Source organism: Corynebacterium sp. HMSC04H06, from assembly GCF_001815935.1.
Lineage (GTDB): Bacteria > Actinomycetota > Actinomycetes > Mycobacteriales > Mycobacteriaceae > Corynebacterium.
The window spans coordinates 1-24,031 of the sequence record NZ_KV823397.1 but is presented as its reverse complement, the minus strand read 5'-3'; the positions used below and the strand labels follow the sequence as shown (position 1 = coordinate 24,031).

Genomic DNA, 24,031 nt, shown 5'->3' with positions numbered 1-24,031 from the left:
AGCCGCAAACCATAAAAAGAAGCCAGCCGAGCCCCGCGACTGCCGGGCAACAAGCAAAGGCACTAGAAAAGGCGCCACGGAAATCACTCCGTAGCGCCTACTCGGCGTGCCTGAAGGCGAGTTATCCACAGAAACGCGTCCTTGAAACGCCCCAAAGGTGACGAACCGCACACAACCGCGTTAGTTGTCCACAGGTGGCGGGTGGGCCCCCTTCCGCGGAGGCGGGTCGCCCGCAAGGCTGGGAACCATGAACTTTTCACCACAGTATTTCCGCTCGCCCGCACCCGACCACACCAACGCTCTAATCAACCTCTCCAAGACCCCCAGCAACCACCCATTCGTCTGGCACCGCCTCGAAACCGGGGCGCTGCTGCGCGTCGCGGGCCGGTTTGCCGTCTCCGCGCGCTACTTCCACTCCCTGCCCCACCAGGAGCAGGGCCGCCTGCGCGCCATCGCCGCGGGCCTGAGCTCCTATAGCGCGGTGGCGATTTCTGCGGCGGCGGCGCATATGCATCGTTTGCCGGTGGCCGGCCCGGCCGCCAACGCGCCGACCGAGATGTCCCTGCCCAATAACAACCTCCCGCCCCACGATCGGCATATCCCCGGAATCATGTTCCGCAAAACGCGGCTAAACCAGTACGACATCATCGACGGCATCCGCTGCGTCAACCCCGCCCGCGCCGTCATCGACGTGGCGCGCTTCCATGGCTTTATCTCCGGGCTCATCGCCGGCGACGCCGCCCGCGCCCTAGGTATCACCCCCACCGACTTCCGCCGCGAGATCGAATTCTTGGGCCGCGCCCGCAACATCCAGGTCGCCCGCCGGGTGGCGGAACTTTCCAACCCGTCGGTGCGCCACGTGGGCGAGTCCTACGCCCGCGCGCTCATCCTCTCCTCCGGCCTCCTGCGACCTCACCTCAACGACATGAAGCTGTGCACGTTTGCCAGCACGGGCGCGCTCATCGGCATCCTGCTGAATAACTGGTTGGCCGTCGAGGTCGAGGACCCGGCGTGCGGGAGCACACAACTGCACGCCTCAGCCCTCCAGCTGCGCGACGATGCCCTCCGCCACGCCTCCTACCGCCCACTCAGGCTGCGCTACGACGACCTGACCGAGCACCCGCGCCGGACGGAGGCCCTCCTGCTTAGCCACCTAAAGGCGCCGGGGAACTTCGGCGCGCGCGCTGCCTAAACGCACCAATTTTCAACAGCCGGGAACTTTTCTGTCAGCGATAACGACTTCTTAGAAGAGTTTCCGGCTGCAGACGCGACGCTCCTTGTCCTTGACCGTTTCTTCCTTCCACAAGGGATACTCGCGTGAACTTTATCAACACGGGCCTGGGCGCCCTGACCAAACGTCTGCATTTCTATGCCGGGCTATTCATCGCACCATTCATCCTGGTCGCGGCCATCAGCGGTGCCGGCTATGCCGTCGCCCCGCAGATCGAGAACTTCGTCTACCGGGACCTGCTGCACGTCAGCGCCAACGATGCCCCACCCCAGCCACTCAGCGACCAAGTCCGCGCCGCCCAGGCGGCCTACCCGGACTACCCCGTCGAGCAGGTCTGGCCGGCCGACTCCGCCACGGACACGACCCGCGTGCTGGTGGCCGACCCGGCGCTGGGCGAGTCCCGGCTCTTGGCCGTCTTCGTCAATCCCTACAACTCCCACGTCCTGGGCGCGCAGCCGTCCTACTCGGGTGTCGGCGAACTGCCGGTGCGTTACTGGTTCTCCCAGCTGCACAAGTCGCTTCACCTCGGCGACATTGGGGCCTTGTACTCGGAGTTGGCGGCGTCCTGGATGTGGTTCGTCGCCCTTGGCGGTCTGGCCATCTGGCTGTGCTACCGCCGCCCCCGCACCACCTGGTTCGGCCGCCGCGGCCTGATGCGCCTGCACGGCAGCCTCGGCACCTGGCTCCTGGTGGTCCTGCTCGGCCTGTCCGCGACCGGCATCACCTGGTCGAACGTCGCCGGGGCCAACGTGGCAACGACGATCAGCGCTCTGCGCGGCAGCGCCGACCCGGTCGATACCGCCCTGCCGCACCCGCCCGTCGTCGCCGGCCAGTGGTTCGACGCGGAAATCGCCGACCAGGCCGACGGCGTCTGGCGCACCGCCCGCGATGCCGGACTCACCGGGCCCCTGCGCCTCTTCCCCGGCGAGGACACCGCCCACGGCTGGCAGGCCGCCGAGCGCTGGGTGCCCTGGCGCCTGGCCTCCGATGCCGTGGCCATCGATCCGACCGCCCAGGCCGTCACCGCCTCCCTCCCCTTTAGCGACCTTCCGCTGTTTTCTCAGCTGACCTCGTGGGGCACCTACCTGCACATGGGCATCATGTTCGGCCTGCCGCTGCAGATCCTGCTGCTGGCCTCGGCGGTGGCCATCGCGGTGATGATCGGCGCGGGCTACGCGATGTGGTTCAAGCGCCGCCCGACGCGGATCCCGGGCCGCCACCCGCGGCTGAGCTGGGGCGAGTGGTCCATCGTCGGCCTGTTCGTGGCGACGGCCGGCACTTTCCTGCCGCTGTTCGGCGCGACCCTGGTGCTGTTTATTGCCGTCGACCAGTGGAAAATGAAAAGCCGCTGGAGAGGGAATCCAGCGGCGTCGGCCCTTCCCTCAGACCAGAAGGAAGGAAGTCTAGTTAAGTCCTAAGCGGTAGCGTTGCTCGTCTTTTGGGCGGCGCGCTTCGCGGCGACCTTGGCCACGACGGCCTGGACGCGGGCGCGCTCTGCCAAGAACGGCGGCGGGTTGTGCCCGCGCATGGCACGGACGTAGCCGGGGTGGGCATCGGCAACGCAGTGCTGCCAGGCCTGCAATGCCACGCCGACGGTTTGTCCCACGCGCTTGTACAGGTGCGGCAGGGAGACCATGTCGAGGTTGCGCGCCACGGCATCGGTCTGCGCCAGGACGTAGTCGACCTGTTCGCGCAGGTTCTCGGCCGTCGCCCGGGTGCGGGCGTTGAGCGCGGTGGCCAGCTGGTGGACGTCCACCGGCGGGCCCGCCACGGCGTAGTCAGCCTCCAAACGCGCCGCCGTCAGCCCCGCCGGCGGGGCCACGTCGAACTCGCCTGACCCCGCCGCGGAGATGGTCCCGGAGCGCACCCCGGAGACCAGCGCCTGGCGCAGGCCGATGAGCTCACCGACGCAACGGCCGGCGTCCACGCGCGCGTCCTCAATAATGTCATCGAGCTCGGCCACGCAATCCACGACCAGCTCGACGTCCCAGTCCTCCAGCGCCTCGATGAGGTGCTCGATGTATTCGGCCACTTCGTCGCCGATGTTGTAGATCTCCTGCGTCAATTCGCGGTGGCGCAATTCAGCAGCCAGTTTGTGCATATCGTCCTTTCCGCGAACAAACCCAATCCTGAAGTAAAGGTTGAGACTTACCGTCGACGCTTGCTGACTTTAGGCGAGAACCTGGCAACTTTCTGGGCGACACTCCGAGAAGATTTTTATCTCTAGCGCTTGTAGATGTGCTCGATGGCGGACGCGTAGCGCTGGGCGACGACGTTGCGCTTGACCTTCATCGTCGGCGTGAGCTCGTTTTCCTCCTCCGTCAGGTCGGATTCCAGGATGTAGAACTTTTTGATGCCCTCCGCGTGGGAGACGGTCGCGTTGACCTGGTTGATGGCGTCCTGGATTTCGGCGCGCAGGGTCGGGTCGGTGGCCACGTCCTGGGCGCTGCGGCTAGCCGGGATGTTGTACTCACGCTTCCAGCGCTCCAGCGCCTCCGGCTCCAGGGTCAGCAGCAGGCCGACGAAGGGCTTGCCGTCGCCGACGACCATCGCCTGCGAGATGAGCGGGTGGGAGCGCAGCATATCCTCCATCGGCCCCGGCGAGACGTTCTTGCCGCCGGCGGTGACAATGAGGTCCTTCTTCCGTCCGGTGATCATGATGTGGCCCGAATCCAGGATCTCACCCAGGTCGCCAGTGTTGTACCAGCCGTCCTCGAGGGCGGCTGCGGAGGCCTGCGGGTTGTTCCAGTAGCCGGCGAAGACGATGTCGCCCTTGATGCAGATTTCGCCTTCTTCGTTGGTGCGGATGGTAACCCCCTCCAGCGGGCGGCCGACGGTGCCGATCTTCTGGTCCTCGAAGTCCACCGCGGCGGCCGCGGCGACCTCGGTCAGGCCGTAGCCCTCGTAGACCGGCAGGCCGATGCCGCGGAACCAGTGCAGCAGGTCGTGGCTCATGGCCGAGCCGCCGGTGATGGCATAGCGCACCTGCCCGCCCACGCCCTCGCGGATCTTGGAGTAAACCAGCTTGTCGAAGAGCTTGTGCTGGGCGCGCAGCAGCCGGTTGGGGCCTTCCGGGGTGTCCTGGGCGCGCGAGTAGTCCTGTGCGACCTTCTCGGCCTGGCTGAACAGGGCAGCCTTGACGCCGGAGCCGTCGGCGGCCTTGGCGGCGGCGGAGTTGTAGACCTTCTCGAACACGCGCGGCACGCCCAGAATGAGGTTCGGGCGGGAGCGAGCGAACTCGATGGACAGGGTCGAAAAATCGGACCAGTGGTTCTGGGTGGCGCCGCCGATGGCCACCGCCAGCGAGACCGCGCGCGAGAGCACGTGGGCCAGCGGCAGGAAGGTCAACACGCGGGTGCCCGGCACGGCGATGTGCCCGATGGGGTTGGTCAGCAAGCCGCGAACCTCGGCCAGCCAGTTGCGGTGGGTGAGCATGCAGCCCTTGGGCCGGCCGGTCGTGCCGGAGGTGTAGACCAGCGAGGCTAGGTCATCCGTGCGCGTGGCGGCGATACGCTCCTCGATAACCGAGTCCTCCACCCCGCGGCCCTCAAATTTCAGCGTGTCAATGGCCGCGGAGTTGATCTCCAGCACGCGGCGCAGCTGCGACGGGGAGTCTTTGAGCATCGGCTGCCCGTCGTCCTGTAGGACCAGGTGGCGCACCAGCTCGGAGTGCTCGCGGGTTTCGGTAATGGCCAGGACGGCGCCGGAGTCTTCCATGATCCACTGGACCTGGGACATCGACGAGGACGGGTAGACCGGCACGGAGGCCGCGCCCGCCGCCCAGATGGCGTAGTCCAAAAGCGACCATTCGTAGCGAGTGGCCGAAATCAGCGCGATGCGGTCGCCCTTTTCCACCCCGCAGGCAATGAGGCCCTTGGCGACCTCGAAGACCTCGTTGATGAATTCCTTGGCCGTGACGTTGACCCATTCGTAGTTGGCCGGGCGGGTAAACATGACCCCGTGGGGGCGGGCCTTGGCGGTGGCGATGAGAGCGGTCAGGCAGGTCTCGCCTTCCTCGATCTCAAACTCTGCAGGGGTATGTACTTCCGGTAGGGTCACAATTTTCCTTTCAGGCCTGCTTCAAGAACATGACCATTTCCTCATAAAAACCGTGGTCCACTCTACCAATTCCCGCCCTATATTCAGCAAGCAACACTGCGGCTTTCATGGCACAATGAGCACCGTGACTTCCCGCCACCTCCTCGCCGAGCTCGCCGCCCACCACGGGGTCGCGACGGCGTATACCGCCCAATCCGGCGAGCACATTGCTATTGATGCCCCCACCATCATTGGCACCCTGCGCGCCCTCGGCGTGGGCATTCCCGCCGAGCCCAGCGACGACGACATCACCCTGCAGCTCTACTGGGATTACCAGGCCGCCGCCTCCCGCCCACTGCCGGCCTGCGTGGTCGCCACGGCCGGCAACGAGGAGCCGTTTCTGGTCCACGTGCCCGCCGGCGCGCCCGCCGAGGTCACGGTAGAACTGGAAAACGGCGGCACCGCGCCGACCTACCAGGATCCCAACGACTCCCCCGACGTCGACGTCGACGGTAAGTTCTGGGGCGAGGCCAGCTTCCACGTGCCGGGCGACTTGCCGCTGGGCTACCACGAACTGCACCTGCGCAGCGAGGATCTGGAGGCGAGCTGCCCGCTCATCGTGGTGCCGTCCCACCTGGATACCGCCGACGAGCTGCTCACGCAGCCGGGCACCGGCGTCATGGCGCAGCTGTACTCGGTGCGCTCGGCTGCCAGCTGGGGCATGGGCGATTTCCACGACTTGGGCGCTGTGGCCGAGCTCGTGGCCGAGCACGCGGACGCGGATTTCCTGCTGGTCAACCCCTTGCACGCCGCCGAGCCCTTCCCACCGGTGGAGGATTCTCCCTACCTGCCCACGACCCGCCGGTTCATTAACCCGCTCTACCTGCGCGTCGAGGACGTGCCGGAGCTTGCGCTTCTCGATGCCGACACCCGCGCCGACGTCGACGAACTCGCCGCCGAGTTCCGGCTGGCCAACAACACCGCCGAGGTCATCGATCGGGACGCCATCTTCGACGCCAAGCTGCAGGTGCTGCGCGAGCTGTTCTTCCTGGATCACACGGAGGAGCGCCGCGCGCAGTTCCGCGAGTTCACCCGCACCGAGGGTGCGGGCCTGGAGGAGTTTGCCCGCTGGTGCGCCGAGGCGGAGTTGGCGGCGCAGGCGGGGAGGCGGCATCGGCAGCAGGCGGGGCTGGACCAGCTGACCGAGTACTACAGCTGGCTGCAGTTTTTGTGCGCCGAGCAGCTGGGCGCCGCCCAGGACCGGGCGCGGGCGGCCGGCATGCGCGTGGGCATCATCATGGACCTGGCCGTCGGCATCCACCCGGGCGGGGCGGACGCGGTCAACCTGGCCGAGTACCTGGCTCCGCTGGCCTCGGTGGGCGCGCCGCCGGACGAGTACAACCAGCTGGGCCAGGATTGGTCGCAGCCGCCGTGGCACCCGGTGCGCCTGGCCGAAGCCGGCTACAGGCCGTGGCGGGACCTGCTGGGCACGGCCATGCGCCGCTCCGGCGGCCTGCGCGTCGACCACATCCTGGGGCTGTTCCGCCTCTACTGGATCGCGCGGCCTACCGCCGACGGCCGGGACCTACGTGCGTTACGACTCGCGCGCCATGGTGGGCATCCTGGCGCTCGAGGCCCAGCGCACCGGCACCGTGGTCATCGGCGAGGACCTGGGCACGGTGGAAGAATCCGTGCGCGGCGAGCTGGCCCGCTTCGGGATCTTGGGCACCAACGTGGTCTGGTTTGAAAAGGCCGGGGACACGGAAAACGCGCGGGCCTCGGCGGACTACCGGCGCCTGGCGCTGGTGGCCGTGGGCACGCACGACATGCCGCCGACGCTGTCCTATCTGCGCGGCGGGCACATCACCCTGCGCGAGGAGCTAGGCGTGCTCACCCGCCCGGCCGAGGTGGAAGACGCCGAGGATCGCGCCTGGCAGCAGGCCGTCTTTAACCAGCTGGCCACCGAGGGCGTCCTCGACCCGGCCGTCACGCCGCGGCCGGACGACGAGCTGGCCGTCGTCGAGGCCCTCCACCGCTTCGCCGCAGCCACCCCGGCCGCGCTGACGGTGACGAACCTGGTGGATATGGTCGGCGATACCCGCGCCCAGAACCAGCCGGGCACCACGCGGGATCTCTACCCCAACTGGTGCGTACCGCTGTGCGATAGCCAGCAGCGCCCTGTCCTGCTGGAAGATATCGCCGGCCAGCCGCTCTTTGCCCGCCTGGCGGCGGCCGCTAGACGAGGCGGCGGCTAGACAAGCAGCCCGCTAAACGAACAGCCCGATTAGCGCGGCGACGATTACCAGGGCGATAAGCAGGCGCAGGGTCGGGGTGACCTGGGAGCGCGGCAGCGAGCGTTTGCGCTTTTGCTGCCCTGCCCCCGCCGCGTGGCCGGCCCCGCCCCCGGCCGTCCCGGCTGCTTCGGCCGCTTCGGCTGTTTCGGGCGCCTGGGACCCGGACAAGCCCTCGCGCGGCTGGTAATCCGGGCGCGACTGATCCGCCGACGGGTTTACCCGCGGGTCCACCGGCGAATACTTCCGGTGCGAGCGCCCTACCTCTTCCGGGGCGTCCGCGGCGTGCTTGTCATCCATAATGACTCATCCTAGTGCCGCCCGGGCCGGCGGCGGAAACGGCGAGCGCACCAGTCGACGACCAGCATGAGCACCCAGGCCACCACCACCAGTGTCGGCACGACCGTCAGCAGCATGATCACCACCTGCAGCCACATGGGTGCCGAGGCCACGGCTTGGGAGGTGGCATCGGCAAGCTCCGAGAGAAGATCCATGGCCTATGATCTTATAGCATGGCGCCAGAATCCCTCGAGCTTCCCGCAGCTGCCCCAAAAGATCCCTTCGATGCCGCCCCGCAGGTCGGGTCGATGACCATCACGCGGCCGGCCGGCACGCGCCCGGGCGCGGACCTGCCCGTGGTGGTCTTCATCCACGGCGGCGGCTTTGATTCCGGCTCCCACCGCGACGCCATCGGCGACTACCCTGCCCGCGCCGGCCTCGTCCTGGTCCAGCTCAGCTACCGCCTGGGCCTGTCCGGCTTCACGCGCTTCCCCGGCGACGAGCCGCGCTCCTACCGCGGGATCAACGACTGCCTGGCGGGCCTGGAGTGGGTGCAAAAGAACATCGAGGACTACGGCGGTGATCCGACCAACGTGACCCTAGTGGGCCAGTCCGCCGGCGCGGCCATCGCGCTGTGGCTGTGCCGCCGCGATCACTTCCGCGGTGGCTTCCGCCGGGCCGTAGCTCTTTCCCCCGCCTTTCCACGCGCCCCGTTTTCCCGCCGCAAGGCCAGCCTGCGCACCGCGCTCGCGGCCCCGGTGACCCGCCGCAGCCTGTCCAAGCTCGCCAAAAGCGGCCGCCTGAAGCGCGGCTACCGGCGCTTCCGCGCCCGGCACGCCCTCGACATCGCGCTCGGGCCGTGGCCGCTGGAGCCAGCGGAGCTCGCTGCGGTTCCCCTGGTGGTTAGCAGCACCCGCGAGGAGATGTGGGACCAGCCCGGCGCGCGCCGCCTCGACCGGCTCAAGGTCCCGCCGCGCCCGCTGGCCGCGGCGCTGAACCTGCCGCGCTTTGCCACCTGGCGCGCCGGCACTCACTCGGTTAGCAACCGCGCCGTGGTCGGCGATGCCACCATCCGCCGCTGGGTCGCCGCCGTGGCCCACCAGCACCCGTATCCGGAGCTGGTCCGCCACATAGAGTTCGTTCGCTCCGACGGGGCGCCGGCGCGCCACTGCGACGACCTGCCGGCCCTCTTCGACCCCGCCGACGGGGTCTTCGCCGAGTGGCTGGCCCACTTCGCGCGCACCGGCGACGCCGGTTTCCCCGCCGGGTCGGCACAGCGCTTCGATCTCGCCACCGGCGCCCACCAGCCGCACCCCGGCCCGCTGGACTACCTGTGGGCCTGCTACCGCCCGGATGCCCCCAACAGGTAGTCGCGCAGGGCGGGCTCGGCCAGCTCCTCGACCATCCAGGGACTAAAGGCAAACGGGGTGGCGCGGGCGGCATCGATAAGCGCACGCGCCGTAACCCACTGGTAGGAGTCCACCTCGTCCGGGTTGGGGGCCGGCTCAGTCCCCGGGGCCAGTTCTAAGACGTAGACGGGGCAGATCTCGTTTTCGACCACGCCAGAAGAATCCACCGCGCGGTAGGAGAAATCGGGCAGCACGCACTCCGGCCGCGCGGTATCCCGCAGGCCTAGTTCGAAGGCGGCGCGGCGCAGGACGGCATCGGCGGTATCTTCGCCGGGCCCGGGGTGCCCGCAAAAGGCGTTGGTCCACACGCCCGGCCACGTCTTCTTAGCCAGGGCGCGGCGGGTGACCAAGACTTCGTCGCCGCGGTGGACCCAGGCGGAAAACGCGAAGTGCAGCGGCGTGTTGTCCGTGTGGACCGTGGCCTTGTCGGCGGTCCCGGCAGGCTGGCCGTCGGCGCCGGCGAGCACGACGAGTTCTGGAGCGGGCGTCATAGGCGTCTTCGGCGTCACAGGTTCAGGTTCCCTACCCAGGTGACGTTGCCCAGGGTCAAGCGGGCATCGGTCAGCGCGGTCGGGGACGCGTCCACGCGGTACTGGACGTTGGTGGTCGCCTTCTCCCCCAGCGGGTAGTCGAGGCCTGGCGGGTTGACGTCGGAGTTGACCTCCGGATCGTAGTCCAGCAGGTCGACTTCCTCAAAGCTGCTACCGGAGCGATATTCCAGCTTGGGCTGGCCGATGGCATCGGCGGGCAGGGGCACGTCGTTGAGGTTTTTCAGCGCGACGGTGACCACGGAGCCCTGGACGTTGTCGGCGTAGACCCCCTGCAGGGTCCACTCGACGTTGAGGCCCTCGTCCTTGACGGTCTGGGTGAGGTCGTCCTTGACTTCCTTGTCGGGCACGTCCTCCGGGTTGAAATCGGGCATCTCGGAGGAGGTGACCGTGATTTCTTCGTCGGGGCTCAGGCCGGCTTCTCCGGGCTCGAGCACGCTGCAGGCCGCCAGCCCGAGCGCGCACACCGGCACCAGCCCGAGGGCCCGCCACTGCGAGTTATTCACCGTGGATTATCTCCCGTCCGTGTAGTACTTGCTCGCCGTAAGCTTAACCGACGCGGCCGCCTTTTAACGCATCGACGTCCCGTTTGCCAGGCGTGCTTGGCGGGCTTAGTATCTGTGGGTTCCCGTGACTTAATCAAAAACAACGCTTTAGGTAGTGGAGGCAGGGCATGAATTCTTTGGCCCGGATCGTCAAAAGCGCGTGGGCACTGTGGCCCTATTACCTCGGGGTGGTGTTAACCGCCACCCTGGCCGCGGCGCTGTCGCTGGCCTCGCCGTTTATCGTACGCGAGGCCACGGACACCATCGTCGCCGCCGTGACCGGCGACAACCCCGCCGAGACCGCCCTGCGCACCGTCATCTGGCTCGCCCTGCTGCTTTTTGCCGCCGATGCCCTAGGCTCCATCTTCAACAACCTGGGCGGCTACGTCGGCGACGTCATGGTCTCGCGCCTTCGGCAAATCCTGTCCACGCGGTATTTCGCTAAGCTGCTATCGCTGCCGCAGCGCTACTACGACAACCAGATAACCGGCACTATCATCGCGCGCCTGGACCGCTCGATCATGTTCGTCACGCAGTTTCTGCAGTCGTTTTCCAACAACTTCATCTCCATGCTGCTGCAGGTCGTAGCGATCCTGATTATCACCGCCTTCTACTACTGGCCGCTGACGATCATGCTGGCGCTGCTCTTTCCTATCTATATGTGGCTCACGGCGCTGACCTCCAAGCGCTGGCAGCGCTACGAGGCGGTCAAAAACGAGCACATCGACGTCGCCAACGGCCGCTTCGCCGAGGTCATCGGCCAGGTCAAGGTCACCAAGTCTTTCGTGGCTGAGCTGCGCGAGCTGACCAGCTTTGCCCGCCACTACCGCGGGTACGTGGAGACCACCCGCCCGCAGTCGCGCTGGTGGCACACCATGGACGGGCTGCGCGGGCTGGCGATGGCCGCCATCTTCTTCGGCATCTACGCCGTCATCTTCTGGCGCACCCTGGGCGGGCACTTCGGCCTGGGCGATATGGTCATGCTCATCCAGATGGTCACCATGGCCAAGCAGCCGGTGTTCATGATGAGCTGGATTGTCGACTCCGCGCAGCGGGCCATCGCCGGCTCCCGCGACTACTTCCGCGTCATGGGCGAGGACGTCGAGCCCACGGCCAACCCGGCCCTTATCAGCGCCGCCCGCGCCGCCGATGCCACCGAGCCCGGCTCCCAGAACGTCGCCCCGCTGGAACAGACCCCAGGGCGAGCGGGCTTTGCCTTCCACGACGTGTCCTTTTCCTACGAGGAGGGCAAGCCGGTGGTCGAAAACGTCAGCTTCACCGCGCACGAGGGCCAGCAAGTCGCCCTGGTCGGCGAGTCCGGCGGCGGCAAGTCCACCCTGGTCAACCTGCTGCTGGGCCTGTACCGGCCGACGGAGGGCAACCTCGAGGTACTCGGTCACCCGGTCCGCGACCTGACCGCGGAGCAGCTGCGCGCCTCCGTGGGCGTGGTCTTCCAGGAGCCCTTCCTGTTTTCCGGCACGGTGCGCGAGAACATCGCCTACGGCAAACCGGGCGCTAGCGATGCCGAGATCGTCGCCGTCGCCCAGCGCGCCAATGCCCACGACTTCATCACCGCCTTCCCCGACGGCTACGACACCGTCATCGGCGAGCGCGGCCTGCGGCTGTCCGGCGGGCAGAAGCAGCGCGTGGCGGTGGCGCGCGCGATGCTCAAGGACGCGCCCATCCTGGTCCTCGACGAGGCGACCTCGGCGCTGGACACCAAGGCCGAGCGCGCCGTTCAGGCCGGCCTGGACGAGCTGATGAAGGATCGCACCACCTTGATCATCGCCCACCGCCTGTCCACCATCGCGGGCGTGGACACGATCGTCACGCTGGATCGCGGACGCGTCCAGGAGATCGGCTCGCCGGCGGAGCTGGCCCGCTCGGGCGGAATTTATGCACAGCTGCTGCAGCTGACTCAGTCGGCCTCCGCGGCGGATAGGCGGAGGTTGAAGCGTTTCGGCTTCGTTGACGGCAGCCCGGAGCGCGAGCCGGAGGATGAGTCCGAGATTTAAGCCCGGCTAGGCTGGGGGCCATGGAATTTCCGAGTCTTGAGCAACTAGCCGCCCGCGGCACCCGCAAGTGGACCGTCTACGACTCCGACGTCATCCCCCTGTGGATTGCCGAATCCGACTTCCCCACCGCGCCCGCGGTCAAAGACGCCATCCAGGGCATGGTGGACCGCGAGACCTTCGGTTATACTACGGCCCCGCGCGTCAGCGATCTGCCGGGAGCGCTCGCGGACTTCTACGCCGAGCGCTTCGGCTGGCGCCCAGACGAGAAGGGGATTTTCTGGATCGGCGACGTCGTGCGCGGCATGCTGCTGGGCGTGCAGTATTTCACCCGCCCGGACTCCCCGGTCGTCGTGCCGGTGCCGTCCTACCCGCCGCTTTTGGAGGTGCCCGCCACCGCCGGCCGCGAAAAGCTCGAGGTCTCCGCGGAGATGGACCTGGCCGAAATCGAGCGCGCCTTCGCCGCCGGCGCCGGCTCCATCCTGTTGGCCAACCCCTACAACCCGCTGGGCCGCGTGCTGGACGAGGACTTCCTGCGCGGCCTGGTCGAGCTGGCGCGCACCTATGATGCCCGCATCCTGGCCGACGAGATCCACGCCCCGTTGGTCTTTGAGGGCCAGCACACGCCGGTGGCATCTGTCGGCCCGGACGTGACTATCACCGCGACCTCGACGTCGAAGGCCTTCAACGTGGCCGGGCTAAAATGCGCGCAGATGATTTTTTCCAACCCCGCCGATATCGCCACGTGGAAGAAGCTGTCCGGGGTGGCCAAGGACGGCACCGGCACCCTGGGCGTTATCGCCGCCGAGGCCGCCTACCGCGACGGCGGCGAGCACCTGGACGAAGAGCTGGCCTATCTAAAGCAGACGCGGGACTGGCTGCTGGAGGAGCTTCCCCAGCGCGTGCCCGGTATTAAGACCGCCTGCCCCCAGGCGACCTACCTTTTGTGGCTGGACTTTTCCGACACTAAGATTGGCTCCGATCCGCACCCGGCCCGCTGGGTGCTGGACAACGCCCGCGTCGCACTCAACGAGGGTTCCACCTTCGGCACCGGCGGCAAGCACCACGCGCGGCTGAACTTCGCGACCTCGCGGGAAATCCTGCAGGAGGCGCTCGACCGGCTGGGCCGCGCCTTCGAAAACTAGCACCCCGTCTTTACTTTCTCATACAGTGGGCGGTATTGTCTCATTATACGAACGGCGCGACCCGCCGGCCATAACCCGCCGCTGGGCCCCACACCACCCCCGTGGGGCGCGGCGGCGGGAGCAATACTATACGACCCCTGTCAATGAAGGGCTTAAGCAATGGCTCAACCCGTTACGTCCGCACCGAAGCGGCCCGCTGTGACCATCATCGTGGCGGCGCTCATGCTGTTTTCGATGTTCTTCGGCGCCGGCAACCTCATTTTCCCGCCCATGGTGGGCGTGTCCTCCGGCACTAACTTCTGGCCCGCCGTCCTAGGCTTCCTCGCCGCCGGCGTGCTGCTGCCGGTACTGGCGGTCGTGGCAGTCTCGCTGTCTGGCCGCAGCGTCCGTGACCTGGGAGCCCACGGCGGCGCCTGGTTCGGCGTCGTCTTCTCCGCCATGGCCTACCTGGCCATCGGCGCCTTCTACGCGCTGCCGCGTACCGGCGCGGTCTCCATGGAAACCGCCATCACCCCGCTGCTGGGCTGGGAAGGCACCGCCGCCAACGGCATCTTCAACGCTGTGTTCTTCCTGATCGCGCTGGCGCTATCCTGGAAGCCGAACTCCATCATGGACACCCTGGGCAAGTTCCTGACCCCGGCCCTGGTGGCGCTGCTGGCGCTGCTCATCATCCTGGCCACCACCGCCAACCCGCGGAACCCGGGCGTGCCTACCGAGGACTACTCCAGCTCCCCCATGGTCACCGGCCTGTTCGAGGGCTACAACACCATGGACGCCATCGCGGGCCTGGCGTTTTCCATCGTCATCGTGGGCTCCCTGCGCAGCAAGGGATTCAAGTCCACCAAGTCCCTGATGGGCGGCACCATCACCGCCGCCCTCGTCGCCGGCGGCCTGCTGGCGGCCATCTACCTGGGCCTGGCCTGGCTGGCGCAGACCCTGCCCAACGGCCAGGACTACGAGTCCGGCGCGGTCCTTTTGGCCGATTCCGCCAATATGACCATGGGCACGGTCGGCCAGGCGGTCTTCTCCACCATCGTGCTGCTGGCGTGCATGACCACCGCCGTAGGCCTTATCACCGCCTGCTCGGCCTTCTTCGAGATGCTGGTGCCCAAGACCACCTACCGCTTCTGGGCCGTGGTCTTTACCGCCCTGTCCATCCTGCTGGCTTTCCAGGGCCTGGACACCGTGCTGTCGGTGGCCGTGCCGTTTATTACCTTCCTGTACCCGCCGGCCATCACGCTGATCTTCATCACGCTGCTGCAGCCACTGGTCAAAAAGGCCGTGACTTTCTACTGGGGCTACCGACTGAGCCTGTGGGTCTCCGTGCTCTGGTCCGCTCTGACGGTCATCGCCGACCTGGGCTGGGCCAGCGCCCTGGAGCCGATGCTCAACCTTTCGCCGGGCCAGGCGCTGTCGCTGGGCTGGGTCGTGCCCACCGCGATCGCCTTCGTCGTCGGCGCGGTTATCGATGCCCTCGTGCGCCCCGCCGCCGAATAAAATCCGCCGCAGGTACGGTGGGTAGCAAGATGTCGTCTTCTAAAGGAGCACCATTGACTACCCAGACTGCCCACGCACCGCTTTCCGTTCTGGATTTCTGCACGATCTACGAGGGGGAGACCGCCGCCCAGTCCATGGCCCACTCGGTCACCCTCGCCCAGCGGGCCGAGGAGCTGGGGTACAAGCGCCTCTGGTACACCGAGCACCACAACATGTCCACCATCACCTCCTCCGCCCCGGCGGTGCTGATTTCCCATATTGGTGCCCACACCAACAGCATTCGGCTGGGCTCGGGCGGGGTGATGTTGCCGAACCACGCTCCTTATATCATCGCCGAGCAGTTCGGCACGCTGGCCGAGCTCTACCCGGACCGCATCGACCTGGGTGTCGGCCGCGCCCCCGGCACCGATATGCACACGCTAGGCCGCGCCCTGCGCCGCGACGGCAACGCCGCCGAGCGCTTCCCCGAGGACGTGCACGAGCTGACCGCCTACCTGGCCGGCAAATCCATCATCCCGGGCGTCCAGGCAGTGCCGGGCGCCAACACGCACGTGCCGGTCTACATCCTGGGCTCGTCGATGTTCGGGGCATCACTGGCAGCCAAGTACGGCCTGCCCTACTCTTTCGCCTCCCACTTCGCGCCGCAGCACCTGGAGGCCGCGACGAAGTACTACCGGGACAACTTCCAGCCCTCCGACGTCCTGGACGAGCCCTACGTCATCGCCGCGGTCAACGTCACCGCCGGCGATACCTCCGAAGAGGCCTCCGAAATCTTCGAGCGCGTCGGCTTCAACCGCGTCAAGGCGTTTGCCGGCCGCGGCAAGTTCCTGACCGACGAGCAGGTCAACCAGATCATCGGTTCCTACCAGGGCCAGCAGATCCTGGAGATGCTGCGCTACTCCGCCGTCGGCACCGGCGACGAGGTCCGCGAGTACCTCGAGTGGTTCCAGGATCACGCCAGCGCCGACGAGCTGATGGTCTCCATTCAGACCAGCAGCCGCGCCGAGACGCTCAAGTCCCTGGACATCCTGGCCAAGGCCTGGTTCTAGACCGGGCTACGGGCTCGGTCTAAGCCGGGCTCTAGGCGGGCTTTTAGGGCCCAGCCTCAGACCCGCTCCCCCTTAAGCGCGAGGCTTGTTCCCCGGGCCGGCGGCGTCCTCGCCGTCCCAGTCGTCGTCGAAGTCGCCGCCCACCCCCAGGTCGCCTTCGACGATGATATTGCCCGGGATGCGCATATTACCGTCCTCGTCGTATTCGAGTTCGGGGCGATCCAGCTCGTTGCCCTCGCTGTCGTAGCCGGGGGCCGGACGGGCATCGGCGGCCTCGTATTTCTCCGGCGTGTCCGTCTTGCCCCAGTGGCGCGTGCGGGTGCGGCGCTGCGCCGCCGAGTCATCGTGCATACCCTTGACCAACGAATACATCATCACGAATTCCATCAGGAAGAACGGCAGCGCCACCACGATGACGACTTCCTGGATGGCCTCGATGCCCGTGTCATTGATGAACAGCAAGGCCGCGGTCACCAGGCCTACCGCGCAGGCCCACGAGACGCGGTAATACGTCGGGGTCTTGTTTTCCTCGCCACTGGCGAAGGTGTCCATGACCAGCGCCGCCGAGTCCAGCGAAGTAATAAAGAATACGATGATGACCGCCAGCGCCAGCGTGCCGGAGAGCATATACAGCGGGTACTGCTCCAACAGGGCGAACAGCGCAACCGGGGTGTCGCCGTCCTCGACCACCGGCTTGGTCAGAATACCGGGGTTGTCCAGCTCCGTCTCAATGGCCGCGCGGCCGAAGATGGAAAACCACACCACGACCACGATGGTCGGCAGCGCCAGGACGCCGCCGATGAACTGGCGCACCGTGCGCCCGCGCGAAATGCGTGCAATGAACATACCCACAAACGGGGCCCAGCAGATGGTCCAGGCCCAGTAGAAGGCCGTCCACGTGCCCTGCCAGCCCGGGTTCTCCTCGAAGGAGTCCGTCCAGAACATCAGCTCCGGCAGGGAGCTGGCGTAGCCGCCGAAAGCCTCCACCGTGTGCTTGAGCAGGGTCAGCGTCGGGCCCATCACCAGCACGAAGAACATCAGCACGAACGCGGCGACGATGTTGACGTTCGACAAGATCTTCACGCCGCGGTCCAGGCCGGAGGCCACAGAGATGGAGGCAATCGCGGTGACCGCCACGATGATGAACACCTCGACCCAGCCGACCAGCGGCACGCCGAACATGATGTTCAGGCCGGCGTTGATCTGCAGCACTCCCAGGCCCACCGAGACGGCGAGGCCGAAGACGGTGCCGATGATGGAGAGGGCATCGATGAGCTTGCCGGGCCAGCGGTAGACGCGCTTGCCGAGCAGCGGGGAGAAGACCGAGGACATGCGGGCAGGCATCTTGCGCTTGTAGACGAAGTAGCCCATCGCCAAGCCCGGCAGAGCGAACGGGACCCACATGTGGACCGCGAAGTGGTAGTAGGTGAAGTGGAATGCCTGGTCGATGGCCGCCTGGCTCATCGGCTCCAGTCCCCCGCGGGGCGGATTGAAGGAGTGGTGGAGCGGCTCGGCCGCGCCCCAGAACAGCAGGGTCGCGCCCAGGCCGGCGGCAAAGAGCATGGAGAACCATACCGGCAGGGAGTACTCGGGTTCGTCATCGTCATCACCTAGGCGCAGGTTGCCATAACGAGAGACGAAGATGCCAATCAAGAAGACGAAAATAACCGAGAAGCCGCCGATGTACAGCCAGCCCAGGTTGGTGAGCAAGGAATTGGAGGCCACCGCGTAGAGATCGCGGGCCTGGGCCCCGAAAAACAGGGTGCCGGCCACGAAAACCACGATGAAGCCGGCGGCGACCAGAAAGACAAAGGGGTCGGTCTTGAGCCCAAGAAACCTCTTGGGCCGATCGGAAGACATGAGGAATGATCCTATCTTTGGACGAAATATGCTGTCACCAGAGTAGCGGACGCCACTGCCCGAATCGACGAAACTGAGAATTAATAATCAACCCCGCCCGATTGACAATCGCCGGAAGCAAAAGATCAACAGATGTAGACATATACGCGGATCAAAGCGGCACAGCTATGCCACGTTCGAACGGTGCGGACGCGGATTTGTATACACTTTCCTCCTCGCGACACCCCCGCCGATTGTGTGACTTATCTATCTTCCTGAGTTTTCTCTTAGCTTTGCGCGGCGTCCCTGCGCCTTGGCTACACGCCCCGGCAACCCTATAATCGCGCTAGCTAGGGAGCGAAAAGCGCGCCGGTGACCGGCCCCTTCCAGATGGCCACCAACCCATCGTCGCAACCTAAACAAAACATGTCTACATCCAAATAATTACTTGTATGTCGTTTTTTTATAAAACCGTTATTCGTTACACTTGACACAACTAAGACAAACCGTTACTAGGGTCCGCGTTCTCCCCAGCTCGCGGGCCGGCCGGCGCCTGCCACCCCAGGTGACGGAAGCGTCGGCGTTTTCCAGCCTGTCTGGATTGAAGGGAGCACTGAACAACTAGTGAGGCAGCACCGAGAACCGCAACAGCACCTCAAGATCTGCGACTACCTCAAGGAGCAGATCCGCAGCGGCGAACTCCAACCGGGGGATCAACTGCCCAGCGAGGCCGAACTGTGCGCGCAGTTCAACTCGTCGCGCGGCCCCGTCCGCCAAGCGATGGCCGTCCTGCGCACCGAGGGCGCCATCTCCTCCGGCCGCGGCCGGCGCTCCGTCGTGCTCGGCAACTTCAACGCCGAGACCTTCGACTCCATCATCTCCGTGAGCTCCTGGCTCAGCCAGCACGGCTACACCCCGCAGCAGAAGACCTTCTGGCTGGCCCGCCGCCCCGCCCCGGAGGACGTCGCCCAGCGCCTGGGGGTCGGCTCCGACGAGCAGGTGGTCTACGTCCACCGCCTGCGCAGCTGCAACGACCGCCCGATGGTGATCGAACGGCTCTACTTCCCCATCGACGTCGGGCAGGAAATCCTCAACTTCGACGCCGACTCCGGCTCGCTGCACACCCACCTGCGCGCCGCCGGCGTCGACTTCGACAACGTCAACCGCCGCATCCACATTGGCACCGCCACTGCCGACGATGCCGAGGCCCTGGGCATCGAGCCCGGCTCCCCCATCTGGACCGTGGAGATGCTTATTTCTAACCACCAGGGCCGCCCCGTCGAGCTGGCGGTCTACTGCTACCGCGCCGACGCCCTGTCGGTGAACCTGTCCTCCGTGCGCGGCGGCGCCTCGCCGCTGGAGGTCTTCCCGGGGTCTAGCGGCAGCTAGTGCGTGGCAATTTCGCCAAATAGTGACGGGGTGCACTACCCTTTGGATATGACTTTCCGAGGCCGACGCAACGCGTCGCTGGTACTCGCCGCTACCCTGCTATCCGGGTGCGCGGCCGGTCATACCGCCGTCGTCGACCCAGCCCCTGCCGGCCAGGCCGGCGATGCCCTCACCGTCGCCACCCCCTCCCCCGCCACGTCGCTGGACTTCACCACCGTCGGCGGCGCGGCCATCCCCGCCGCCCTGATGAACAACGTCTACGAGACCCTGGTGGCCATCGATTCCGAGACCGGCGAGGTCGTGCCCCAGCTCGCCACCGACTGGGAGGTCTCCGCCGACGGCACCCACTACGTCTTCCAGCTGCGCCGCGGCGTGCGCTTTTCCGACGGCTCCCCCTTCAACGCGGAGACCGCAGCCTTCAGCCTGGACTACGTCAAAAACCACTGGTCGAACGCCTTGTCCTCCCAGATGGACGTGGTCAAAAGCGCCCGCGCGACCGGCGAGCACGAGCTCACCGTCGATCTGCACCAGCGCTCCAACAGCTGGCTGTGGCAGCTCGGCACCACCGTCGGCGCGATGATGACGCCTAACGGCGTGGACCAGCTCGCCAGCCGCCCCGTCGGCACCGGCCCCTACGCCGTGAGCAAGTTCAGCCCCAACGAGTTCGTGGCGCTCGACCCCCGCGACAACTACTGGGGCACCCCGGCCGCCCAACCGGTCACCATCAGCTACTTCCCGGATTCGCTGACCGCCCTCAACGCGCTGCGCTCCGGCGGGGCGGACGTGGTCTGGGCCGTCCAGTCGCCGGAGCTACTCGACGATTTGCCGGACGGCATCGAAAAGCACGTCGGCACCACCAACGGCGAGGTACTGCTGTCGCTGAACAACCAGGCCGCCCCCTTCGACGACCCGCGGGTGCGCCAGGCCGTGGCCTATGCCATTGACCGTCAGGCCGCCAGCGAGATCCTCTTCGGCGGGCTGGCCACCGACACCGGCGCCGCCCCAGTGGCGCCCACCGACCCCTGGTTCACCGGCGAGGACTACTACCCCTTCGACCCGCAGCGGGCGCGCCAGCTGCTCCACGATGCCGGAGCCGTCGGCGCCCCCATCACCATCACCGTGCCCACCCTGCCGTACGCCCAGACCGCCGCCGAGCTGATCTACTCGCAGCTCACGGAGGTCGGCTTCGACGTGCGGCTAGAGTCCGCGGAATTCCCCGCGGTGTGGCTGGGCCAGGTCATGGGCGCCCACGACTACCAGGTCTCGCTGGTCTCCCACGTCGAGCCGCGCGATCTCACCACCCTGTTCGGCAGCCCGGACTACTACCTAGGCTACGATTCTCCGCGCGTGCGCGAGCTTTTCGCCGCCGCCGATACCGCCGCGACCCCCGAAGGATTCCGCGCGCTGACCTCCCAGGCCGTCGACCAGATCATGGCCGAGGCCGGCGCCATAACACTGATGAACATGCCCAATATCGTGCTCAGCCGCCCCGGAGTGACCGGGCTGCGCCCCGACATGGTCACCGACTCCGTCGATCTCACGGAGGTGAGCGCGCGGTGAGGGCAGTCGGCATCGTGAAGCTGGTGGGCCGCTACGTCTTCGTACTGGCGGTGGCCAGCGTGGTCATCTTCGCCATGATGCGGGCGGTGCCGGGCAACCCGGCCCGAGTGGCGCTGGGTATCAACGCCACCGACGACGCCATCGCCGAGCTCAGCGCCACCCTGGGCCTCAACCAGCCCCTTATCACCCAGTACGCGGACTGGATGGGCGGGTTGCTGCGCGGCGATTTCGGCGTCTCGCTGGCCTCGCAGACCTCCATTACCGCCCAGGTGCTCGACCGCGCCCAGGTCTCGCTCATCCTGGTCGGCCTGGCGCTGCTGCTGGCGCTGGTCATCGCGGTGCCGCTGGGGATTGCCAGCGCCCGCTACCCGGGGCTGTCGGTGCTGAGCCAGCTGGGCATCGCACTGCCGAACTTCCTGGTCGGCCTGCTGCTTATTAACGCCTTCGGGCGCTGGCTGCCCACCGGCGGGTGGGTGCCGCCCAACCAGGGCTTCGGCGATTTCGTGGCGCACCTTATCCTGCCGGTGATCTCGTTGGCACTGGTGCAGGCGGCCATGCTGACCCGGTACGTGCGCGCCGCCGTCCGCGAGGTCATGGGGCAGGACTATATCCGCACCGCCCGGGCGCTGGGGGCCTCGCCCACCCGGGCGCTTATCCGCCACGGCCTGCGCAACGCGGCCCTGCCCGTGCTGACCGTCGCCGGGGTGCAGCTGACCACGCTGGTCATCGGCGCCGTGGTCATCGAATCCGTCTTCGTGGTCCCGGGCCTGGGCAGCATGCTTCTCGATGCCGTCGCCAACCGCGATCTCACCACCGTCCAGACGCTGGTCATGCTCCTGGTGGCGTTCACCCTGACGGTGAACCTGCTCGTCGACGTGGCCTACCGCCTAATTGACCCGCGCCTGGCGGGCGGCCGCGCGGGCGCCCGCCCCAGTGTTAAGGAGGCCGCGTAATGCAGAAGTACCTAGGCGTCGTCCTGGTGGCCATCCCCGTCATCTTGGCGCTGATGTCCCTGGTGTGGACGCCCTACCCACCGGACCTAGCAGATACCGCCGCCCGGCTGGTCGGCCCCGGCGCCGAACACCTGCTGGGCACCGACCGGTTTGGCCGCGACGTGGCCGCGCGCATCATGGTGGGATCCCAGGTCACGCTGCTGGTCGGCGTGCTCGCGGTCGGCATCGCGGCAGCCGTCGGCGTGCCGCTGGGGGTGATGGCCGGCATGGGCTACGGCGACTGGCTCATCATGCGCGGCTCCGACCTGGTGCTCGCCTTCCCGGCGCTGCTGCTGGCGATTGTCGCCGGCGCGGTGTGGGGCCCGTCGACGGTAACGGCGATGGTGGCCATCGGCATCGCGGGCATCCCGGCGTTCGCGCGCGTGGCCCGCTCCGGCACGCTGCAGGTCATCCACCAAGACTACATTTCCTCCGCCCGGGTCTCCGGCGTGTCCGCGCCGCGGATTGCGCTGCGCCACGTGCTGCCGAATATCCGCGGGCTCATCATCGTCCAGGCCTCCGTCTACTTCGCCCTGGCCGTGCTGGCCGAGGCCGCCCTGTCCTACCTGGGGCTGGGCACTGCTCCCCCGGCCGCATCCTGGGGGCGGATGCTGCAGGACTCGCAGACGCTGATGAGCACCGCCCCGTGGCTGGTGTGGGCGCCGGGGGCGGCCATCGCCGTAACGGTGCTGGGCTTTAACCTGCTGGGCGACGGGCTGCGCGACGCCTGGGATCCGAAGGAGGACGCATGACTTTGCTTGCCATCGAGGGCCTGCGCGTGGGCGACGGGCTCGTCGACGACGTCTCCCTGCACCTGGACCGCGGCCAGCGCCTCGGCCTTATCGGCGAGTCCGGCTCCGGCAAGTCTTTAACCGCCCTGTCGGTGATGGGGCTGCACGACCTGCCCGTCGCCGGCAGTATCCGCTTCGACAGCCAGGAGCTGGTGGGGCTGGCGGATAAGCGGCATCGGCGGCTGCGCGGCGAGCGGATGGCGATGGTTTTCCAGGAGCCCATGAGCGCGCTGGATCCGTTGATGACCGTCGGGCGGCAGCTGCGTCTGGCCGGGGGGAGCCCGGAGATGCTGGAGAAGGTGCTGCTGCCGGCATCGGCAGCGCGGCGCTACCCATTCGAGCTGTCCGGCGGGCAGCGCCAGCGCGTGCTCATTGCCATGGCGATGGCGCGCACCCCTGACCTGCTCATCTGCGACGAGCCGACTACCGCCCTGGACGCGACCACGCAGGCCGAGGTCCTCGACCTCATCGACGCCCTGGCCGCCGAGCACGGCACAGCCGTGTTGTTTATCACCCACGACCTGCGCGTTGCGCAACGAATGTGCTCGCAGATCGCGGTGCTGCGCGACGGGGCCATCGTCGAGGCCGGCGAGCACGTGTTGGACAACCCGCAGCACCCGTACACCCAGCAGCTGGTGGGCGCCTCCCGGCTGCCGGCCGGCGATGCCGTCCCCACCCGCCAGGACCCCGTCATCGCGCTGGAGTCGGTCACCAAGAGCTTCAGCGGCGCGGCGGCGGTAGAAGGCGTGGACCTGGCGGTGCCGCGGGGCGGGCGCGTCGGGGTGGTCGGTGGCTCCGGGTCCGGCAAGACGACGGTGCTCAAGCTGATTGCGGGGCTGGAGCGCCCCGACAGCGGGTCCGTGCGTGTGGACGGGCGCGTGCAGATGGTTTTCCAGGATCCGCAGGGCTCGCTCAACCCGCGCCTGACGGTGGGGCGATCCATCGCCGAGGGCGGCGCCGGACCCGAGGAGGTCGCCCGCGTACTGGAGCAGGTGGGGTTGAAAGCAAGCGATGCCTCCCGCTACCCCCACGAATTCTCCGGCGGGCAGCGCCAGCGCATCTCGATTGCGCGCGCCGTGGTGGGCCGGCCCGATATCGTGCTCGCCGACGAGGCCGTCTCCGCGCTGGACGTCTCCGTGCGCCGGCAGGTGCTGGATCTGTTCGACTCGCTCATCGATGCCTACGATCTCACCGTCGTATTCATCTCCCACGACTTGTCGGTGATTCGCTACCTCTGCCCCACCGTGGTGGTCATGTGCGACGGCCGCGTAGTGGAAGCGGGGCCGACGGCCGAGGTGTGGGAGAACCCGCAGCACGACTACACGCGCGAGTTGCTGGCCGCGGTCGAGACTTCGTCTACGTAGGTATTTAGGCACGCCGAGTAGACGCTACGGAGTGGTTTCCGTGGCGCCCTTT

General features: G+C 67.2%; 19 protein-coding genes and 1 pseudogene. 13 read left to right on the top strand and 7 right to left on the bottom strand.

Annotated elements, in window-relative coordinates:
- Nucleotides 1-247: 247 nt before the first annotated feature.
- Nucleotides 248-1,192, top strand: coding sequence for a hypothetical protein (locus HMPREF3067_RS00470; RefSeq protein ID WP_070767792.1), 945 nt, complete (start codon nt 248-250; stop codon nt 1,190-1,192).
- Nucleotides 1,193-1,317: 125 nt separating this feature from the next.
- Nucleotides 1,318-2,649, top strand: a complete 1,332-nt coding sequence (locus HMPREF3067_RS00465; RefSeq protein ID WP_070767791.1) for a PepSY-associated TM helix domain-containing protein — start codon at nt 1,318-1,320, stop codon at nt 2,647-2,649.
- Here the strand turns inward: HMPREF3067_RS00465 and HMPREF3067_RS00460 are convergent.
- Nucleotides 2,646-3,332 carry a phosphate signaling complex PhoU family protein gene (locus HMPREF3067_RS00460; RefSeq protein ID WP_070767790.1) on the bottom strand — a complete coding sequence of 229 codons (687 nt, stop codon included), beginning with the start codon at nt 3,330-3,332 and terminating at the stop codon, nt 2,646-2,648. The genes HMPREF3067_RS00465 and HMPREF3067_RS00460 overlap by 4 nt on opposite strands.
- Nucleotides 3,333-3,454: 122 nt before the next feature.
- The gene (locus tag HMPREF3067_RS00455) at nt 3,455-5,290 is read right to left on the bottom strand and encodes an AMP-dependent synthetase/ligase (protein WP_070767789.1); all 1,836 of its coding nucleotides are present in this window, start codon (nt 5,288-5,290) and stop codon (nt 3,455-3,457) included.
- 124 nt (nt 5,291-5,414) lie between these two features.
- Between HMPREF3067_RS00455 and malQ the strand changes: the two are divergent.
- A pseudogene (malQ, locus tag HMPREF3067_RS00450) lies at nt 5,415-7,524 on the top strand (4-alpha-glucanotransferase).
- 12 nt (nt 7,525-7,536) lie between these two features.
- Here the strand turns inward: malQ and HMPREF3067_RS00445 are convergent.
- Both HMPREF3067_RS00445 and HMPREF3067_RS00440 read right to left on the bottom strand, forming a co-directional pair.
- Nucleotides 7,537-7,860, bottom strand: a complete 324-nt coding sequence (locus tag HMPREF3067_RS00445; protein ID WP_070767788.1) for a hypothetical protein — start codon at nt 7,858-7,860, stop codon at nt 7,537-7,539.
- Nucleotides 7,861-7,871: 11 nt separating this feature from the next.
- On the bottom strand, nt 7,872-8,054 hold the full coding sequence (locus tag HMPREF3067_RS00440; protein WP_083319054.1) for a hypothetical protein: 183 nt from the start codon (nt 8,052-8,054) through the stop codon (nt 7,872-7,874).
- Between the two features lie 18 nt (nt 8,055-8,072).
- Here HMPREF3067_RS00440 and HMPREF3067_RS00435 point away from each other — a divergent pair, with 18 nt between their 5' ends.
- Entirely contained in the window at nt 8,073-9,209 is a 1,137-nt protein-coding gene (locus HMPREF3067_RS00435; protein ID WP_070767787.1) for a carboxylesterase family protein, read from the top strand.
- On the opposite strand, the gene idi is transcribed toward HMPREF3067_RS00435, so the two are convergent.
- Together idi and HMPREF3067_RS00425 are read right to left on the bottom strand one after the other, a co-directional pair.
- The gene (gene idi / locus HMPREF3067_RS00430) at nt 9,182-9,739 is read right to left on the bottom strand and encodes an isopentenyl-diphosphate Delta-isomerase (protein WP_070767786.1); all 558 of its coding nucleotides are present in this window, start codon (nt 9,737-9,739) and stop codon (nt 9,182-9,184) included. The genes HMPREF3067_RS00435 and idi overlap by 28 nt on opposite strands.
- Before the next feature lie 14 nt (nt 9,740-9,753).
- The gene (locus HMPREF3067_RS00425) at nt 9,754-10,302 is read right to left on the bottom strand and encodes a hypothetical protein (protein ID WP_246819179.1); all 549 of its coding nucleotides are present in this window, start codon (nt 10,300-10,302) and stop codon (nt 9,754-9,756) included.
- A 167-nt stretch (nt 10,303-10,469) separates the two neighbouring features.
- Between HMPREF3067_RS00425 and HMPREF3067_RS00420 the strand changes: the two genes are divergently transcribed.
- The 4 genes from HMPREF3067_RS00420 to HMPREF3067_RS00405 all read left to right on the top strand — a co-directional run bounded on the left by HMPREF3067_RS00420 (nt 10,470) and on the right by HMPREF3067_RS00405 (nt 16,044).
- A complete protein-coding gene (locus HMPREF3067_RS00420) occupies nt 10,470-12,356 on the top strand; it encodes an ABC transporter ATP-binding protein (RefSeq protein ID WP_070767785.1) in 1,887 nt (628 codons plus the stop codon).
- 20 nt (nt 12,357-12,376) lie between these two features.
- Nucleotides 12,377-13,498 carry a MalY/PatB family protein gene (locus HMPREF3067_RS00415; protein WP_070767784.1) on the top strand — a complete coding sequence of 374 codons (1,122 nt, stop codon included), beginning with the start codon at nt 12,377-12,379 and terminating at the stop codon, nt 13,496-13,498.
- Nucleotides 13,499-13,657: 159 nt separating this feature from the next.
- Nucleotides 13,658-14,995 carry a branched-chain amino acid transport system II carrier protein gene (brnQ, locus tag HMPREF3067_RS00410; RefSeq protein WP_070767783.1) on the top strand — a complete coding sequence of 446 codons (1,338 nt, stop codon included), beginning with the start codon at nt 13,658-13,660 and terminating at the stop codon, nt 14,993-14,995.
- A 29-nt stretch (nt 14,996-15,024) separates the two neighbouring features.
- On the top strand, nt 15,025-16,044 hold the full coding sequence (locus HMPREF3067_RS00405) for an LLM class flavin-dependent oxidoreductase (protein ID WP_070767782.1): 1,020 nt from the start codon (nt 15,025-15,027) through the stop codon (nt 16,042-16,044).
- A gap of 72 nt (nt 16,045-16,116) precedes the next feature.
- Here HMPREF3067_RS00405 and HMPREF3067_RS00400 read toward each other — a convergent pair whose 3' ends face one another.
- Entirely contained in the window at nt 16,117-17,904 is a 1,788-nt protein-coding gene (locus HMPREF3067_RS00400; RefSeq protein WP_083319053.1) for a BCCT family transporter, read from the bottom strand.
- 603 nt (nt 17,905-18,507) lie between these two features.
- On the opposite strand from HMPREF3067_RS00400, the gene HMPREF3067_RS00395 reads away from it, so the two are divergent.
- From HMPREF3067_RS00395 to HMPREF3067_RS00375, 5 genes are read left to right on the top strand one after another with little or no spacing between them, the layout of a single operon-like run.
- On the top strand, nt 18,508-19,272 hold the full coding sequence (locus HMPREF3067_RS00395; protein ID WP_070767780.1) for a GntR family transcriptional regulator: 765 nt from the start codon (nt 18,508-18,510) through the stop codon (nt 19,270-19,272).
- A 48-nt stretch (nt 19,273-19,320) separates the two neighbouring features.
- Complete coding sequence (locus HMPREF3067_RS00390; RefSeq protein WP_070767779.1) at nt 19,321-20,832, top strand: ABC transporter substrate-binding protein; 1,512 nt, start codon at nt 19,321-19,323, stop codon at nt 20,830-20,832.
- Nucleotides 20,829-21,785 (top strand): ABC transporter permease, encoded by a 957-nt coding sequence (locus tag HMPREF3067_RS00385; RefSeq protein ID WP_070767778.1) that lies wholly within the window; start codon nt 20,829-20,831, stop codon nt 21,783-21,785. Before HMPREF3067_RS00390 ends, HMPREF3067_RS00385 begins: the two co-directional genes overlap by 4 nt.
- The gene (locus HMPREF3067_RS00380; RefSeq protein WP_070767777.1) at nt 21,785-22,576 is read left to right on the top strand and encodes an ABC transporter permease; all 792 of its coding nucleotides are present in this window, start codon (nt 21,785-21,787) and stop codon (nt 22,574-22,576) included. The genes HMPREF3067_RS00385 and HMPREF3067_RS00380 overlap by 1 nt, the downstream gene beginning before the upstream one ends.
- Nucleotides 22,573-23,979, top strand: a complete 1,407-nt coding sequence (locus HMPREF3067_RS00375; protein ID WP_070767776.1) for an ATP-binding cassette domain-containing protein — start codon at nt 22,573-22,575, stop codon at nt 23,977-23,979. The genes HMPREF3067_RS00380 and HMPREF3067_RS00375 overlap by 4 nt, the downstream gene beginning before the upstream one ends.
- Nucleotides 23,980-24,031 lie beyond the last annotated feature (52 nt).

Bases quoted from the DNA above. Each gene is read 5' to 3' on its own strand.
- HMPREF3067_RS00470 (WP_070767792.1), top strand. From the start codon at position 248: ATGAACTTTTCACCACAGTATTTCCGCTCGCCCGCACCCGACCACACC.
- HMPREF3067_RS00460 (WP_070767790.1), bottom strand. From the start codon at position 3,332: ATGCACAAACTGGCTGCTGAATTGCGCCACCGCGAATTGACGCAGGAG.
- HMPREF3067_RS00445 (WP_070767788.1), bottom strand. From the start codon at position 7,860: ATGGATGACAAGCACGCCGCGGACGCCCCGGAAGAGGTAGGGCGCTCG.
- HMPREF3067_RS00440 (WP_083319054.1), bottom strand. From the start codon at position 8,054: ATGGATCTTCTCTCGGAGCTTGCCGATGCCACCTCCCAAGCCGTGGCC.
- HMPREF3067_RS00435 (WP_070767787.1), top strand. From the start codon at position 8,073: ATGGCGCCAGAATCCCTCGAGCTTCCCGCAGCTGCCCCAAAAGATCCC.
- idi (WP_070767786.1), bottom strand. From the start codon at position 9,739: ATGACGCCCGCTCCAGAACTCGTCGTGCTCGCCGGCGCCGACGGCCAG.
- HMPREF3067_RS00420 (WP_070767785.1), top strand. From the start codon at position 10,470: ATGAATTCTTTGGCCCGGATCGTCAAAAGCGCGTGGGCACTGTGGCCC.
- HMPREF3067_RS00415 (WP_070767784.1), top strand. From the start codon at position 12,377: ATGGAATTTCCGAGTCTTGAGCAACTAGCCGCCCGCGGCACCCGCAAG.
- brnQ (WP_070767783.1), top strand. From the start codon at position 13,658: ATGGCTCAACCCGTTACGTCCGCACCGAAGCGGCCCGCTGTGACCATC.
- HMPREF3067_RS00405 (WP_070767782.1), top strand. From the start codon at position 15,025: ATGTCGTCTTCTAAAGGAGCACCATTGACTACCCAGACTGCCCACGCA.
- HMPREF3067_RS00400 (WP_083319053.1), bottom strand. From the start codon at position 17,904: ATGTCTTCCGATCGGCCCAAGAGGTTTCTTGGGCTCAAGACCGACCCC.
- HMPREF3067_RS00390 (WP_070767779.1), top strand. From the start codon at position 19,321: ATGACTTTCCGAGGCCGACGCAACGCGTCGCTGGTACTCGCCGCTACC.
- HMPREF3067_RS00380 (WP_070767777.1), top strand. From the start codon at position 21,785: ATGCAGAAGTACCTAGGCGTCGTCCTGGTGGCCATCCCCGTCATCTTG.
- HMPREF3067_RS00375 (WP_070767776.1), top strand. From the start codon at position 22,573: ATGACTTTGCTTGCCATCGAGGGCCTGCGCGTGGGCGACGGGCTCGTC.